The sequence below is a fragment of the Ramlibacter aurantiacus genome, from assembly GCF_016722895.1.
GTDB classification, from domain to species: Bacteria; Pseudomonadota; Gammaproteobacteria; order Burkholderiales; family Burkholderiaceae_C; genus Ramlibacter; species Ramlibacter aurantiacus.
Window position 1 is genome coordinate 113883 of record NZ_JAEQNA010000002.1, and the last position, 15254, is coordinate 129136.

Below are 15254 nucleotides of genomic sequence, written 5' to 3' on the forward strand. Positions count from 1 at the left end.
GGATGCGCCGAGTATCCCCATTTTCATCCGCACCATGCCCGAGCCGCGCCTGCACCACATCACCTGCCAAAGTGCCGCTGGTGCGCATCGGATGGCGTATTGGCAATGGGGTGATCCACAGGCGTCGCAGGTGGTGGTCTGCGTGCATGGGCTCTCGCGCCAGGGTCGTGATTTCGACGTGCTCGCGCGCGCCTTGCTGGGTGCCGCGCGGGGGGCGCTGCGCGTGGTGTGCCCGGACGTCGCCGGGCGTGGACACAGTGACTGGCTGCAGGATCCGACGCACTACCGGATCCCCACCTACGCCGCCGACATGGTGGCGCTGTGCAACGAGCTTGACCGAACCGCCCCGGTCGCCTGGTTCGACTGGGTCGGCACGAGCATGGGCGGCCTCATCGGCCTGGGCGTCTGCGGTACGCCGGGCTTGCCGATGCCCGCACCGGTGCGGCGCCTGGTGCTCAACGACGTGGGTCCGGTGATCCAGTGGGAGGCGCTCCAGCGCATCGGGCAGTACCTGGGCAAAGCGGGGCGCTACGACACCGTGCAGCATGCGGCCGACGCGATGGCCGTGATCTCCGCCGGGTTCGGTCCGCACTCACCCGAAGAATGGCTGGCGCTCTCCAAGCCCATGCTGCGACCGCTGCCGGAAGGCGGCTTTACCTTGCACTACGACCCGGCGATTTCCGTGCCCCTGTCGCAGCTGCGCCCGGACGATGCCGCTGCCAGCGAGGCTGTGCTTTGGCAGCTGTATGACCAGATCCGCGCCCAGGTCCTGCTGATACGAGGGGCCGATTCCGACTTGCTCACGCATGCCACCGCGGTTCAGATGACCCAGCGCGGTCCACGCGCCCGGCTGATCGAATTCGCGGGCATCGGCCACGCGCCGACCCTGGTGACGCCGGCCCAGGTCGATGCCGTGGTCTCGTTCCTGCTGCAGGAGCCACCGCTGGATGAAGAGCCTGTCGAGTGAGGCGGCCGAGGCCGCCCCGGTCTCGGACCTGGTCACCGCTGCCGAGCAGTCGCTGCCACGACAGGCCGACACGCTGGCCCGGGCCCGGGCCTTCGCCGAACCGCTGATCTCCGGCGAGACCCTGGACACCGGCGAGAACACGCTGGTCCATGCCGATGCCGTGGCCGCCATCCTCAAGCAGATGGGCGGCTCCGAAGCGATGCAGGCCGCCAGCTACCTGGTGTATGCCTGCGCCCACCTGAACCGGCCGCACGAGGTCATCGCCAAGGCCTTCGGCGAGAGCTATGCCACCCTGGCGATCGAGACCACGAAGCTGGTGGCGGTGCAGCGGCAGACGCGGGACAACGACGCGCCAACCGATTCACGCGAACATGCCGAGAACGTGCGCAAGATGCTGCTAGCGTTCTCGCGCGACTTGCGTGTGGTGATGCTGCGGCTGGCCTCGCGCCTGCAAACGCTGCGCTGGCATGCCGCTTCGCGCACGATCGCGCCGCCAGGTGTGGCACGTGAGGCGCTGGAGGTCTTCGCGCCGCTGGCCAACCGGCTCGGCATCTGGCAGATCAAGTGGGAGATGGAGGATCTGGCCTTTCGCTTCCTGGAGCCCGGCACCTACAAGCAGGTGGCGCGGCTGCTCGACGAAAAGCGCGCCGAGCGCGAGCAGTACGTGGAGCAGCTGCGCCAGCAGCTCGAGGCCGAACTGCTCGCACAGGGCATCCGCGCCGAGGTGCACGGCAGGCCCAAGCACATCTACAGCATCGTCAAGAAGATGCGAGGCAAGTCGCTCGAGTTCGAGAACGTCTTCGACGTGCGGGCGCTGCGTGTCATCGTCGGCGACGAGCGCGAGTGCTATGCCGCGCTCGCATGGGTGCACGAGCGCTTCGAGCCCATCCCCGGCGAATTCGACGATTACATCGCCAGGCCCAAGCCCAATGGCTACCAGTCGCTGCACACCGTGGTCCGGGATGCAGCCGGGCGGCCCATCGAGATCCAGGTCCGCACGCATGCGATGCACGAGCATGCCGAGCACGGTGTCGCGGCGCACTGGGCTTACAAGGAAGCCGGCAGCAAAGGCTATGCAGGGGTCTCGGCCAGTGGCGAATACGACGCGAAGATCGCGGTGCTGCGGCAGCTGCTCGCGTGGGAGCGTGACCTGGCGGGCGCCGGCACCGGCCTGTTCGAGGACCGCATCTACGTGCTCACCCCGCAGGCGGCAGTGGTCGAGCTGACGCGGGGCGCCACGCCCGTCGATTTCGCCTACACCGTGCACACCAGCCTGGGCCATCGCTGCCGCGGCGCGCGGGTCGATGGCGCCATGGTGCCGCTGAACACGCGGCTCAAGAACGGCCAGACGGTGGAGATCATCGCCGCCAAGGAAGGCGGGCCTTCGCGTGACTGGCTCAACCCCGACCTGGGCTTCCTGGCGGGCCAGAGGGCGCGGGCCAAGGTACGCGCCTGGTTCAACGAACAACATCGGCACGAGGCCGTGGCCCGAGGGCGTGAGGCGGTGGAGAAGCTGCTCCAGCGAGAAGGCCGCACCGCGATCAAGCTCGAAGACCTGGCGAGCCAGCTGGGCTTCAGGTCGGCCGAGGACCTGTTCTTCGTGGTTGGCAAGGACGAGTTTTCGCTGCGCAACATCGAGACGCTGCTCAAGCCGACCACGGCCCCTGAATCCGCCGACGAGGTGCTTCTCAAGAAGCCGCGATCGTCCGCCGGTCCTGCCAAGGGTGGCGTGCTGGTGGTCGGCATCGATTCCCTGATGACCCAGCTGGCCCGTTGCTGCAAGCCGGCCCCCCCGGACCGCATCGCGGGCTTCGTGACGCGCGGCAAGGGTGTGAGCGTGCATCGCCGCGACTGCAGCAGCTTTCGCGAACTCGCCGCCCGCGAGCCGGCGCGGGTGATCGATGTGGAGTGGGGCGGGGGCGAAGGCGGCGCGGTCTACCCGATCGACGTGGCCGTCGAGGCCGCCGACCGCCAAGGACTGCTGCGGGATATCTCCGAGGTGTTCGCCAAGGAGAAGATGAACGTGACGGGCGTCCAAACCCAGACCGTGAAAGGCACCGCCTGGATGACCTTCACCGTGGAAGTTGCCGACTCCCAGCGCATGTCCCGGGTACTGGCCCAGGTGTCGGAGGTCCAAGGCGTCCGATCGGCCCGCAGGCGCTGAAGAGCCGCCCATCCAGCCTGCTACAATTTCGTTTCTCGAACGAACACAGGCGCGTAGCTCAGCTGGTTAGAGCACCACCTTGACATGGTGGGGGTCGTTGGTTCGAGTCCAATCGCGCCTACCAAAATTAAAGGGACTTCGCAGAAATGCGAAGTCCCTTTTCCTTTGTGCCGTCGTTTTCAATTTGGCTTGCAGGGCGGCCGAACTGTCTCAGGCCTCGTGAGTGGCGACTACTCGTGGATTGACTGGTGCAGATTCGTCCTTCAATAGATCGGCGAACGTCGAGGGGGTGAAGCCGAGTTGCGCCTTGAGCTGATTCAGCTCGTTGTCGCGCTGCGCCAGCCGATCTTGCAGCCGATGAATGCGGGCGCGGAGCACCGACAGGTAAAGGACGAACGGCGTCACCAGCGCCAGCATCTTCAGCTCCAGGCTTTCCAGGTACTGGAAGGCGAGCCAGGTGACCAGGGCAGCGATGATCCAGGCAAGGGCTGAACGCATGGGGGGCTCCCGAGTGATGACTGGGCCGGATGTTAGCTGTTGCAACAGCTGCGGCAACTGGCGTTTTTACCGGCTGTGGGGTCTCCACGCCAGGTCCTGAAGGTGTAGGGAAAACCTCCCGCAGGCGTCGACGTCGCCATTCCTACAATGGCTGGCGCAACAGATCAACAAAACCGTGCCGAGTGGCCGGGTGCCAGGAGTGTGAAGTGCAAGGCAAGAAAGCCCGAGCCAGCGCCAAACCGGCCCAACGCATCATCAAGAAATACCCCAATCGACGGCTGTACGACACCAACACGTCGACCTACATCACGCTCGCCGAGGTCAAGCAACTCGTTCTGGAACACGAATCCTTCGTGGTGCGCGATGCCAAGACGAACGATGACATCACGCGCAGCATCCTGCTGCAGATCATCCTGGAAGAAGAAGCGGGTGGGGCACCCATGTTCAGCGAGGCGGCCCTGGCCAACATCATCCGCTTCTACGGCCACGCCATGCAGGGGTTCATGGGAACCTACCTCGAACGCAACGTGCAGGCCTTCACCGATCTGCAGGCCAAACTCGCGGAGCAGTCCGCCAGCTTCACGCCGGAAATGTGGGCCCAGCTCACGCACATGCAGAACCCGCTGATGCAAGGACTCATGGGCAATTACCTGGAGCAGTCCAAGACCATGGTCGAACAGATGCAGGAGCAGATGCAAAAGCAGACCGAGCAGATGTTCGGGGCATTCATCAAGCGCTAGCCCGCGATCCGCAGCGCGCAGTGGGTCCTTCCGCAAGCTGGGACAATGCGGCCCCATGAGCGAAACCGCTGCCCCGCAAACCAAAACGCCCAAAGTTGGCTTCGTCAGCCTGGGCTGCCCCAAGGCCCTGACCGATTCCGAACTCATCTTGACCCAACTCTCGGCAGAGGGTTACCAGACGGCCAAGACTTTCGATGGAGCCGACCTGGTGATCGTCAACACCTGCGGCTTCATCGATGACGCCGTCAAGGAGAGCCTGGACACCATCGGCGAGGCGCTGGCCGAGAACGGCAAGGTCATCGTGACCGGCTGCCTGGGCGCGCGCGCCGGGGAGGGCGGAGACAACCTGGTGCGCCAGATGCATCCATCGGTGCTGGCAGTCACCGGGCCGCACGCCACGCAGGAGGTCATGGACGCGGTGCACACGCACCTGCCCAAGCCACACGATCCGTTCCTGGACCTGGTTCCCGGCGGATTCGGCGAGGCCGGGCTCAAGCTCACGCCCCGGCACTACGCGTATCTGAAGATCAGTGAAGGCTGCAATCACCGCTGCACGTTCTGCATCATCCCGTCGATGCGGGGGGACCTGGCCAGCCGGCCGATCGGTGACGTGCTGAAGGAGGCGCGGGCCCTTTTCGAGGGGGGCGTCAAGGAACTGCTGGTGATCAGCCAGGACACCTCGGCCTATGGCGTGGACATGAAGTACCGCACCGGCTTCTTCGACGGCCGGCCGGTCCGCACGCGCCTGCTGGAGCTTGCCGCCGCGCTGGGCGAACTGGCTGAACCGCACGGGGCGTGGGTGCGCCTGCATTACGTGTACCCGTATCCCTCGGTTGACGAGGTCATCCCCTTGATGGCAGAGGGTCGCGTGCTCCCGTACCTGGACGTCCCCTTCCAGCACAGCCACCCCGACGTGCTGCGTCGGATGAAGCGGCCCGCTAGCGGCGAGCGCAACCTCGAGCGTATCGAGCGTTGGCGCGAAGCCTGCCCGGAACTGGTGATCCGAAGCACTTTCATCGCCGGTTTTCCGGGCGAGACCGAAGCCGAGTTCGAGCACCTGCTGGCCTTCATGCGAGAGGCTCGGATCGACCGTGCTGGCTGCTTTGCCTACAGCGACATCCAGGGTGCGGCGGCGAACGAATTGCCGGGCATGCTGCCCAAGGAAATTCGCGAGGAGCGCAGGGCGCGCTTCATGGCCGTGGCCGAGGAAGTCTCGGCTGCGAAGCTGCGTGAGCGCATCGGCGCGACGATGCAGGTGCTGGTCGATTCGGCCCCCGCGCTCGGCCGCAAGGGGGGCGTCGGTCGCTCCTATGCGGATGCGCCCGGAATCGATGGGGTGGTGCGGCTTCTGCCGCCCGGGAAGATCAGCAAGCAGTTGAAAGTGGGGGAGTTCACGCAGGCCCGTATCGTCGCCACGGAAGGCCATGACCTGGTGGCCGTGCCGATTTGATTAGCTGCTGCGTTCCTTGTTCTTCGCGACTCGCCGGCAGGTCGGCGAGTCGCCCTCATCAAGCAATTGCAGAGCCCGAAAACAACAAAGCCGGCGAAGCCGGCTTTGTCTTTATGATTGGTGCCCAGGAGAGGACTCGAACCTCCACGATGTTACTCGCTAGTACCTGAAACTAGTGCGTCTACCAATTCCGCCACCTGGGCATTTCAGGAAAAACAAGATTGTATATCAAGAACACAAGCTCGCAAGACAAGAACCTCCTAGAAGAAATCGAGGGCGTGATCCAGGGGCATCGCGATGGCCATGGCTTCGTGCTCCGCGACGACGGCGAAGCGGACATCTACCTGCCTCCGAATGAGATGCGTGCGGTCCTGCACAAGGACCGTGTCAAGGTGCGGATCGTTCGGCAAGATCGGCGGGGCCGACCGGAAGGGCGCGTGCTCGAAATCATCGAGCGCCCCAATGCACCCATCATCGGACGGCTGCTGCACGAGAGCGGCGTCTGGCTGGTGGCGCCCGAGGACAAGCGCTACGGCCAGGATGTACTGATTCCCAAGGGACTCACGGGCCTCGCCAAGGTGGGGCAGGTGGTGGTGGTCGAACTCACCGAGCCGCCTAGCCTTTATGGACAGCCGGTCGGCCGGGTCAAGGAGGTCCTCGGTGAAATCGACGATCCCGGGATGGAGATCGAGATCGCCGTTCGCAAGTACGGCGTGCCGCACGAGTTCTCCGACGCCTGCATCGCCCTGGCCCGGAGCCTGCCCGACAAGGTGCGGCCGCAGGATCGCAAGCAACGCATCGACCTCACCGACGTCCCCCTGGTCACCATCGACGGGGAAGACGCGCGTGACTTCGACGACGCGGTGTACTGCGAACCGGCCAAGGTCGGGCGAGGCAAGGGTTGGCGGCTGCTGGTGGCGATCGCCGACGTGAGCCACTACGTGGAGACCGGCAGCGCCATCGACGTGGACGCCTACGAGCGCGCCACCAGCGTGTACTTCCCGCGCCGTGTCATCCCCATGCTGCCCGAGAAGCTGTCCAACGGCCTGTGCTCTCTGAACCCCGAGGTCGATCGCCTTTGCATGGTGTGCGACATGCTGGTCACGGCCACCGGAGAAATCCAGGCCTACCAGTTCTACCCGGCCGTCATGCACAGCCATGCCCGGTTCACCTATACCGAAGTGGCGGCCATCCTGAGCAATACGCGCGGCCCCGAGGCGCAGCGGCGCAAGGAGTTGGTCGGGGACCTGATCAACCTGCACGATGTCTACCGGGCCTTGCTCAAATCGAGGCAGGCGCGCGGGGCCGTGGACTTCGAGACCGTCGAGACGCAGATCATCTGCGACGAGAACGGCCGCATCGAGCGCATCGTGCCGCGCGTGCGAAACGATGCCCACCGGCTGATCGAAGAAGCCATGCTCGCGGCCAACGTCTGCAGCGCAGACTTCATCCTGCAGTCCAAGCACCCAGGCCTGTACCGCGTGCATGAAGGCCCGACGCCCGAGAAGAAGGACATTCTTCGCAACTATCTCAAGGCCTTGGGGGTGGGCCTGTCGATCTCCGAAGAGCCGCATCCCTCGGAGTTCCAGCGGATTGCCGAGGCCACCAAGGAGCGGCCGGATGCGCAGCAGATCCACACCATGCTGCTGCGGAGCATGCAGCAGGCGATCTATTCGCCCCACAACAGCGGCCACTTCGGCCTGGCCTACGAGGCCTACACCCACTTCACCAGCCCGATCCGCCGTTATCCCGACCTGCTGGTCCACCGGACGATCAAGGCCATTCTCGGTAAGCGCCGCTACGAACTGCCAGCCTTGCCGACCCCCGGCGAGGCCCACGAGAAGCTCGCGCGCCGCCTGGCCAGCCGGGTGAGCGCCCCCGGCACGCGGCCGCGCAAGCCCAGCGCTCCGCCCACCCGCGAGTTGCTGGCCTGGGAGGCCGCCGGGCTGCATTGCAGCGCCAACGAGCGCCGGGCCGACGAGGCCAGCCGCGACGTGGAAGCCTGGCTCAAGTGCAAGTACATGCGAGAGCACCTCGGCGAGGAATACTCCGGCGTGGTCACCGCGGCCACCAGCTTCGGCCTCTTCGTCACGCTGGACGCGATGTACGTCGAGGGGCTGGTGCACATCACCGAACTGGGTGGTGAGTACTTCAAGTTCGACGAAGTGCGCCAGGAGCTGCGCGGCGAGCGCACCGGCATCCGCTATGCCATCGGCACGCGCGTGCGGGTCCAGGTCAGCCGGGTCGACCTGGATGGACGCAAGATCGACTTTCGCCTGGTGCAGGACGCCGACGAGTTGGCGCTGCGGGCAATGCGCGACAAGGGCGCGGCGGGCGACAGGTCGGCCGGCAAGAGCGGCAAGCGGCCGTCGCGCAAATCGGTCGCAGGGCAGGGCGAGGGCAGCGCCTCTCCCATTCAGGCACTGAAGGCCGCGGTCAAGAAGGCGGCCGGCAAATCACGCGGCGGCAAGTCGAGGCGATGAGCAGCGTGCGAGCTTGCGGGGTGCGCAGCACGCCAGTCGCCAAACCAGGAGGGCAGCAATGATCGAGCAGAGCACGCGGCGCATCGCCGTCGTCACCGGCGGCGGTACCGGCATCGGCAAGGCGGCCGCGCTGGCCTTGTTGGCGGATGGCTGGCATGTCGCGCTGGCCGGCCGCCGCCTCGAGGTGCTGGAGGCCACGCTGAGCGCCAGCGGCGCCCACGAGCGGGCGATCGCCGTCCGGACGGACGTCACCGATCCGGCATCGGTCGAGGCGCTGTTCGCCACCACGGTGCAGGCGTGGGGGCGCGTGGACCTGTTGTTCAACAACGCCGGCGTCGGGGCGCCGGGCGTGCCGCTGGAAGACCTGTCGCTGGCCGACTGGAAGTGCGTGGTCGACACCAACCTCAACGGCATGTTCTATGGGATCCAGCAAGCGTTCCGCGTCATGAAGGCGCAGGCGCCGCAAGGGGGCCGCATCATCAACAACGGGTCGATTTCGGCGCATGCGCCGCGGCCCAACTCCATTGCGTACACGGCCACCAAACACGCGGTCTCCGGCCTGACCAAGGCCGCGTCGCTGGACGGGCGCAAGTACAACATCGCGGTGGGCCAGATCGACGTGGGCAATGCCGGCACCGAACTGGCCATGCGCCTGACCCAGGGGGTGCCGCAGGCCAATGGCGAGATCGGGGTCGAGCCGCTGATGGACGTGGCCATCGTCGGTGAGTCGGTGCGCTACATGGCCAGCCTTCCGCTGGAGGCCAATGTGCTGTTCCACACCGTGATGGCCACTCGCATGCCCTTCGTCGGCCGGGGCTAGCGCGCTCCAGTCCACCCTGAGGGCGGCAGGGAGACCTCCCCGGGCAGGTGCACGGCGCGCGCCAGCTCCGCCGCTGTGAGGTGCGATCCGGCCGGCCACCGGTCTGCCAGGCGGCCGTGCGCGAACACCGCCTCGCACGCGGCCGCCAACGGCGGCCTGCCGGCCGCCAGCCTGGCGGCGATCATGCCCGCGAGCACGTCACCGGTGCCGGCGACGGCAAGCCGGGCGTTCCCCGTCGGGTTGACGTGGGGAAGCGCACCTGGTGCAGCGACGACCGTGCCCGAGCCCTTGAGCACCACGCAACAGCCCAGACGTTCGCCCAGCAGCCGCGCGGCTTGCAGGCGGTCTCGCTGGACATCGTCCACGCCGACCTGCAGCAATCGCGCCGCTTCCAGCGGATGGGGCGTGAGCACTGTGGGTCGACCTTCGCCGCGGTCGCGCAGCTTCTCCTGCAAGGCCGGGTCGGCGGCGATGGCGTTCAACGCGTCGGCGTCGAGCACCAGCGAGGCGGCCGCCTCCAGCACGCGTGGCAGCCGCGCCCGCACCGCGTCACCGCCGCCGCAGCCGCAGGCCACGTGCATGTCGTCCAGGTCGAGCCGGTCCGGGTCGCGGAACATCAGGTCGGGCTGCTGGCCGTGGAGGGTCCCGGCGTCGCCGTCGAGCAGGCCCACGTACACACGGCCGGCGCCGCCATGCAGCGCCGCGGTCGCCGCCAGCAGGGCCGCACCGCGCATGCCGGGTGCGCCGCCGATGACGGCGACGTCGCCCCAGCTGCCCTTGTGGCTTGCGTGCGCCCGCTGCTCGACAGCCGGTTCGGCAGCAAGCCGTGCCACCGGCGGCACGATGCCGCCGGCCACGCCCAGGTCATCGAACCACACCTCCCCCGCGGCGTCGCGGCCGCCTGCGGTGAACAGGCCAGGCTTGAGCGCGAGCAGCGTGAGCGTGTGTGTCGCCCGCACCGCCAGGCCGCGCCCGGTGTCGGCATCCAGGCCCGAAGGCACGTCGATCGCCAGCACCGGAACCCCGCCGGTGGACAGCCGCTCGCGCCATCGAGCCGCAGTGCCCTCCAACGGCTTGCGGCTGCCGATGCCGAACAGGGCGTCGATCGCGATGCCGTAGCGGGCAGGTGGGTCCGGCTGGATTGCCACGCCCACGGACTGCGCGCGCTGCAGCGAGGCGCGGGCATCCGTCGGCAGGCGGTCGGCCGTGCCCAACCAGGTGACCACCGGCTCCAGGCCCCAGGTTTTCAGGTGGAACGCGGCTTCGAAGCCATCGCCGCCGTTGTTGCCCGGTCCGCAGGCGATCCAGGCGTTGCGTGCGTGCGGCGCCAGCGCCAGTGCGAGGCGGGCACTCGCCAGGCCGGCACGCTGCATCAGCGTGTGCGGGGACAGCGAGGCGGCCGCTTCGGCCTCGATCCGCCGCAGGCTGGCGACATCGTGCAAGGGCCACTCCCGTTCGGGCGTCACGCGTTCCATGGGCGGCATTGTGCCGCCCGGCCGGGTCGCCGCAGGGCGCCGCAGGAAGGCGGGGCTTCAGCCCAGCAGGCGGGTGACGCCGAGGCCTTCGAGGTCGAGTTCGGGCTGCCGGCCGGCGATCAGGTCGGCCGTGGCGCGGGCACTGCCGCAGGCCATCGCCCAGCCGTAGCCGCCGTGGCCGAGGTTGAGCCACACGCCGGGAATGCCGCTCGCACCGATCACCGGTGGGCCATCCGGCAGCGTGGGTCGGGCGCCTCTCCACTCCTGCACGGTGACGCAATTGCCGGACAGCCTTGCCGCACCCGGAAACCACTCCCCCAGCACCTTGTAGAGCGTGCGAAGTGCGGCTGGATCGCGGCGCTCGTGACTTCCGCCCAGCTCGGCGCCGCCGCACACGCGCACCCGTTCGCCCAGCCGGGTGATGGCGACGCCGTGCCGCTCGTCGAAGACGCCGCTGCGGGGGGCGCTGGCGGCCTCGCCGATCGCGGCCGTGACCGAGTAGCCGTAGACCGCCGCCAGCGGCATGCGCAGTCCCAGGGGTTGCAGCAGGGCCGCACTGGCCGCTCCCGCGCACACCACGATCGCATCGAAAGGAGCCGACGCGCCGGCGCCGAGCCGAAGCGTGGAAGGCGCGCCTGGATCGAGCGGGAGCACCGACCGGCCGAACTCGAAACGCACACCCTGTGCCTCCGCCTTGCGTCGCAGCAGCTGCACGAACTGGCGGCCGTTGGCCACGCCCTCGTCGGGCAGGTGGAGCGCCCCGGCCAGGCGCTGGGCGGGGTCGAGCCCCGGCTCGATCGCACGAGCGCCCTGCGGGGTGAGTTCCTCGTACCGCACCTCGCTTTCCTGCAGCAGGGGCAGGGTGGCCGCGATGCGTCGGCGCGACCGCTCGTCGCGCAGCAGCACCAGCAGGCCCGGGCTGCAGTCGTACTGCAACTGCAGCCGTTCGGTGAGTTCGTGCAACCGCCAACGGCTGTAAGTGGCCAGCCGCTGCATTCGCGCCCGGTTGCGGCGCCACGATTCGGGCGCCGTGCCGCGTCGCGCCGCCGCGAGCCAGGACAGTTCGCGCCAGCCGGGCAAGCTGCGCAGGCGCAGCCCAGCGTGCAGGTCCAGCCACTGCCGCAACAACAGCGGCAGCAGGCGGGGCACCGACCAGGGCGCCGTGTGCCCGGGCGCGATCAGGCCGCAGTGGGCGAAGCTGCTCTCCTCGGCGGCGGCGCTGTGCCGCTCGAACACGGTGACCTCGTGGCCGTCGACGCCGAGCTCATAAGCCGTGGTCACGCCGACGACGCCGGCGCCCACGATGGCGATCCTCATTCAGCGCCCGTCCGCAAAACCACTTCGATCGCGCCGGCGATGTTCAGCACGGCTTCGTCGCGCAGCGCGCCGTGCCAGACCATCAGGCCTGCTGGCAGCTCCCCGGGCGCATGGCAGGGGATGGAAATCGCGCAGCCGTCGAGTTGGTTGACGACACTTGGGTTTCGCAGCAGCAGCGCGTTGGTGCGAAAGAAAGTCTCGTCGCGCGCGGCGTCGATCGCGGCATCGATTCCATCGGCCGGCGCCAGGCTGGCGATCGTCGGAGCCACGATAGGCACCGTGGGCGAGAGCAGGGCGTCGAAGCCGTGGGCGGCTGCTTCCATCTCGGCGATCCAGGCTTGGCGAGCGTGCATCAGATCGAGGTATTCCCAGGCCTTCATGGCCGCGCCGCGCTCGATCCGCAGCCGAACCCGCGGGTCGTAGTCGTTGCCACGTCGTTCGAGCAGGTGACGGTGCCAGGCATAGCTTTCCGCCGCAGTGAATCCGCCGCCGGCCTGCAGGCCGGCCACGCGGTCCAGCGGCGGCACCGTGATCTCCTCGATGCGGGCGCCGGCGGCGCGCAGCAAGCGCAAGGTGCGCTCGAAGGCGCCGGTGACCTGCGCGTCCATGCCGTCGAGCAATTGGTTGGTGGGCACGGCCAGCCTCAGGCTTGAGATCGGGCGCGGCTGGCGAGCGACGCGGGTGCCCGAGAGGATTTCGTGGGCCAACACCGCGTCGGCCACCGATCGCGTCATGGCACAGGCCGTGTCGAGCGTGGTCGACAGCGGTAGCGCGCCCTCGGTGGGGGTGAGCCGGGCCGTGTTCTTGAACCCGACGATGCCGCACAGGGCCGCCGGAATGCGGATCGACCCGCCGGTGTCGGACCCCAGCCCGATGAAGGCGGCGCCCGAGGCCACCGACACGGCGGCGCCTGAAGATGAGCCACCCGGGATGCGGTCCACCGAGGGGTCTGCCGGGTTGGCTGGCACGGGGAAATGCGGATTCGTGCCCACGCCCGAGAAGGCGAACTCGGTCATGTGGGTGCGGCCGATCACCGTCGCTCCGGCCGCCCGCAACCGCTGGACCGCGAGCGCATCGCGCGTCGCCGCAGGAGCGTCATGCAGCACGCGCGAGCCCGCCGTGGTGGGCTGGCCGTTGAGATCGAACAGATCCTTCACCGAGATCGGCAGCCCGGCCAGCGGCCCGGTCCGCGATGTTCCGGTGGCCGCTTCCGCGCGCGCCTGGCCATCGAAGAGCTTCAGGAACGCGGGTCGGCAGCGCGGCGACGCGGCAATCGCGAGGGCTTTCTCGAGCTCCTCGGCGGCGTGCGTGCGGCCGCTGCGGATGGCCTCGAGCGTGCGGGTCAGGTCGGCGGTCATGAGGGGCTTGGCGTGGGGGCGTGTGATAGACTCTTTGGGCTTTGCCGCACCGCGCGCGCCAGCTGCGCAGCGGCAAGGTATTCAACCCGCGAATCCCTCCCACCAAGGTGTCGGCGCCCTGTTTCAGGGCCTGATTTCGGGGCGGATTTTAGACCCAACCTTTTGGACAACAGACATGAACGTTTCAATGCGCGAGATGCTGGAAGCCGGCGTCCACTTCGGACACCAGACCCGCTTCTGGAACCCCAAGATGGCTCCTTTCATCTTCGGCCATCGCAACAAGATCCACATCATCAACCTGGAAAAGTCGCTCCCGATGTTCCAGGATGCGATGAAGTTCGTGAAGCAGCTCAGCGCCAACCGCGGCACCATCCTCATGGTGGGCACCAAGCGCCAGGCCCGCGACATCGTGGCCGCCGAAGCGCGCCGCGCCGGCGTGCCCTTCGTCGACCAGCGCTGGCTGGGCGGCATGCTCACCAACTTCAAGACGGTCAAGACCTCCATCAAGCGCCTGAAGGACATGAAGGCGCAGCAGGAAACCGGGCTTGAAGCCATGTCCAAGAAAGAGCAGCTGATGTTCCAGCGCGAAATCGAAAAGCTCGAGAAGGACATCGGCGGCATCCAGGACATGAACAGCCTGCCCGATGCCATCTTCGTCATCGACGTGGGCTTCCACAAGATCGCCGTGGCCGAAGCCAAGAAGCTGGGCATCCCGCTGGTCGGCGTGGTCGACTCCAACCACTCGCCCGAGGGCATCGACTACGTCATCCCCGGCAACGACGACTCGGCCAAGGCCGTCACGCTGTATGCACGCGGCATCGCCGACGCCGTTCTTGAAGGCCGCTCCAGCGCCGTCAACGATGTGGTGAAGGCCGTCTCCGAAGGCAGCGACGACGAGTTCGTCGAGGTCGAGGAAGGCTCCGGCGCCTGATCCCCGCCGCGGGCCGCACGACACGGCAGACGAAGGGGCTCGCGAGCCCCTTTTTTCAATTTCGATGAACTGAACCCTACGAGGACGAAATGGCAGCAATCACCGCAAGCATGGTCGCCGAACTGCGCGCCAAGACCGATGCTCCCATGATGGAGTGCAAGAAGGCCCTGACCGAGGCAGACGGCAACATGGACAAGGCCGAGGAGATCCTGCGGGTCAAGCTCGGCAACAAGGCGGGCAAGGCCGCGGCGCGCATCACCGCCGAAGGCGTGGTCACCGCCTTCATCGACGGCAGCACCGGAGCGCTGCTCGAGACCAACTGCGAAACCGATTTCGTCACCAAGAACGAAAGCTTCCTGGCCATGGCCCGTGCGGCCGCCGAGCTGGTTGCCCAACACAACCCCGACGACGTCGCTGCCCTGGGTCAGCTGCCGTACGAGCAGGATGGCTTCGGCCCCACGCTCGAGGACGTCCGCAAGGGCCTGATCGGGAAGATCGGCGAGAACATGAGCTTCCGCCGGTTCAAGCGCTTCGCCGGCGATGCCCGCCTGGCGTCGTACCTGCACGGCACCCGCATCGGCGTGGTGGTCGAGTACACGGGCGATGAGGTTGCCGCCAAGGACGTCGCCATGCACGTGGCCGCCATGAAGCCCGTGGCCCTGACCAGTGCCGATGTGCCTGCCGAGCTGATCGACAAGGAGCGCTCGGTGGCCACCGCCAAGGCGCAGGAGTCGGGCAAGCCGGCCGACATCGCCGCCAAGATGATCGAAGGCTCGGTGCAGAAGTACCTCAAGGAGGTGTCGCTGTTCAACCAGCCGTTCGTGAAGAACGACAAACAGACGGTCGAGCAGATGCTCAAGGCCACCGACACCACGCTGAAGGGCTTCACCCTCTACGTGGTTGGCGAAGGCATTGAGAAGAAAGTCGACGATTTTGCTGCCGAGGTCGCCGCCCAGGTTGCCGCCGCCAAGTCGTCTTCCTGATCGACCCCACGGCAGCGCTGCGCAACCCGCGTTCGATCCACCCGAAAGGGTTGCGTCCGGCGGCCCAG

Annotated in this window: 12 protein-coding genes and 2 tRNA genes; 9 read left to right on the forward strand and 5 right to left on the reverse strand. The window is 67.5% G+C overall.

Features of this window, described 5'->3' with window-relative positions; genetic code table 11:
• The first annotated feature begins 34 nt into the window (after nucleotides 1-34).
• The 3 genes from JI739_RS08380 (at nucleotide 35) to JI739_RS08390 (ending at nucleotide 3255) form a co-directional block, all read left to right on the forward strand.
• Nucleotides 35-967 carry an alpha/beta fold hydrolase gene (locus tag JI739_RS08380; RefSeq protein ID WP_201683437.1) on the forward strand — a complete coding sequence of 311 codons (933 nt, stop codon included), beginning with the start codon at nucleotides 35-37 and terminating at the stop codon, nucleotides 965-967.
• Nucleotides 948-3131 (forward strand): RelA/SpoT family protein, encoded by a 2184-nt coding sequence (locus JI739_RS08385; protein ID WP_201683438.1) that lies wholly within the window; start codon nucleotides 948-950, stop codon nucleotides 3129-3131. The genes JI739_RS08380 and JI739_RS08385 overlap by 20 nt, the downstream gene beginning before the upstream one ends.
• 47 nt (nucleotides 3132-3178) lie before the next feature.
• Nucleotides 3179-3255: transfer RNA gene (locus tag JI739_RS08390), tRNA-Val, on the forward strand.
• A gap of 86 nt (nucleotides 3256-3341) precedes the next feature.
• On the opposite strand, the gene JI739_RS08395 is transcribed toward JI739_RS08390, so the two are convergent.
• Complete coding sequence (locus JI739_RS08395) at nucleotides 3342-3629, reverse strand: hypothetical protein (RefSeq protein WP_201683439.1); 288 nt, start codon at nucleotides 3627-3629, stop codon at nucleotides 3342-3344.
• A gap of 206 nt (nucleotides 3630-3835) precedes the next feature.
• Between JI739_RS08395 and phaR the strand changes: the two genes are divergently transcribed.
• Nucleotides 3836-4369 carry a polyhydroxyalkanoate synthesis repressor PhaR gene (gene phaR / locus JI739_RS08400; protein WP_201683440.1) on the forward strand — a complete coding sequence of 178 codons (534 nt, stop codon included), beginning with the start codon at nucleotides 3836-3838 and terminating at the stop codon, nucleotides 4367-4369.
• A 55-nt stretch (nucleotides 4370-4424) separates the two neighbouring features.
• Nucleotides 4425-5819, forward strand: coding sequence for a 30S ribosomal protein S12 methylthiotransferase RimO (gene rimO / locus JI739_RS08405; protein WP_201683441.1), 1395 nt, complete (start codon nucleotides 4425-4427; stop codon nucleotides 5817-5819).
• A 118-nt stretch (nucleotides 5820-5937) separates the two neighbouring features.
• Here rimO and JI739_RS08410 read toward each other — a convergent pair.
• Nucleotides 5938-6022 (reverse strand) — tRNA-Leu (locus JI739_RS08410).
• Between the two features lie 18 nt (nucleotides 6023-6040).
• Here JI739_RS08410 and rnr point away from each other — a divergent pair.
• Both rnr and JI739_RS08420 read left to right on the forward strand, forming a co-directional pair.
• Nucleotides 6041-8302 carry a ribonuclease R gene (gene rnr / locus JI739_RS08415; protein ID WP_201683442.1) on the forward strand — a complete coding sequence of 754 codons (2262 nt, stop codon included), beginning with the start codon at nucleotides 6041-6043 and terminating at the stop codon, nucleotides 8300-8302.
• A 58-nt stretch (nucleotides 8303-8360) separates the two neighbouring features.
• Entirely contained in the window at nucleotides 8361-9122 is a 762-nt protein-coding gene (locus JI739_RS08420) for an SDR family oxidoreductase (protein WP_201683443.1), read from the forward strand.
• On the opposite strand, the gene JI739_RS08425 is transcribed toward JI739_RS08420, so the two are convergent.
• The 3 genes from JI739_RS08425 to JI739_RS08435 are packed head-to-tail and all read right to left on the reverse strand — an operon-like array spanning nucleotide 9119 to nucleotide 13272.
• Nucleotides 9119-10597, reverse strand: a complete 1479-nt coding sequence (locus JI739_RS08425; RefSeq protein ID WP_201683444.1) for an NAD(P)H-hydrate dehydratase — start codon at nucleotides 10595-10597, stop codon at nucleotides 9119-9121. The genes JI739_RS08420 and JI739_RS08425 overlap by 4 nt on opposite strands.
• Before the next feature lie 57 nt (nucleotides 10598-10654).
• On the reverse strand, nucleotides 10655-11914 hold the full coding sequence (locus JI739_RS08430) for an FAD-dependent oxidoreductase (protein ID WP_201683445.1): 1260 nt from the start codon (nucleotides 11912-11914) through the stop codon (nucleotides 10655-10657).
• A complete protein-coding gene (locus JI739_RS08435) occupies nucleotides 11911-13272 on the reverse strand; it encodes an amidase (protein ID WP_201683446.1) in 1362 nt (453 codons plus the stop codon). The genes JI739_RS08430 and JI739_RS08435 overlap by 4 nt, the downstream gene beginning before the upstream one ends.
• Nucleotides 13273-13447: 175 nt before the next feature.
• Here JI739_RS08435 and rpsB point away from each other — a divergent pair, with 175 nt between their 5' ends.
• Both rpsB and tsf read left to right on the forward strand, forming a co-directional pair.
• The gene (gene rpsB / locus JI739_RS08440) at nucleotides 13448-14203 is read left to right on the forward strand and encodes a 30S ribosomal protein S2 (protein WP_201683447.1); all 756 of its coding nucleotides are present in this window, start codon (nucleotides 13448-13450) and stop codon (nucleotides 14201-14203) included.
• An 89-nt stretch (nucleotides 14204-14292) separates the two neighbouring features.
• A complete protein-coding gene (tsf, locus tag JI739_RS08445) occupies nucleotides 14293-15186 on the forward strand; it encodes a translation elongation factor Ts (protein ID WP_201683448.1) in 894 nt (297 codons plus the stop codon).
• Nucleotides 15187-15254: the final 68 nt, after the last annotated feature.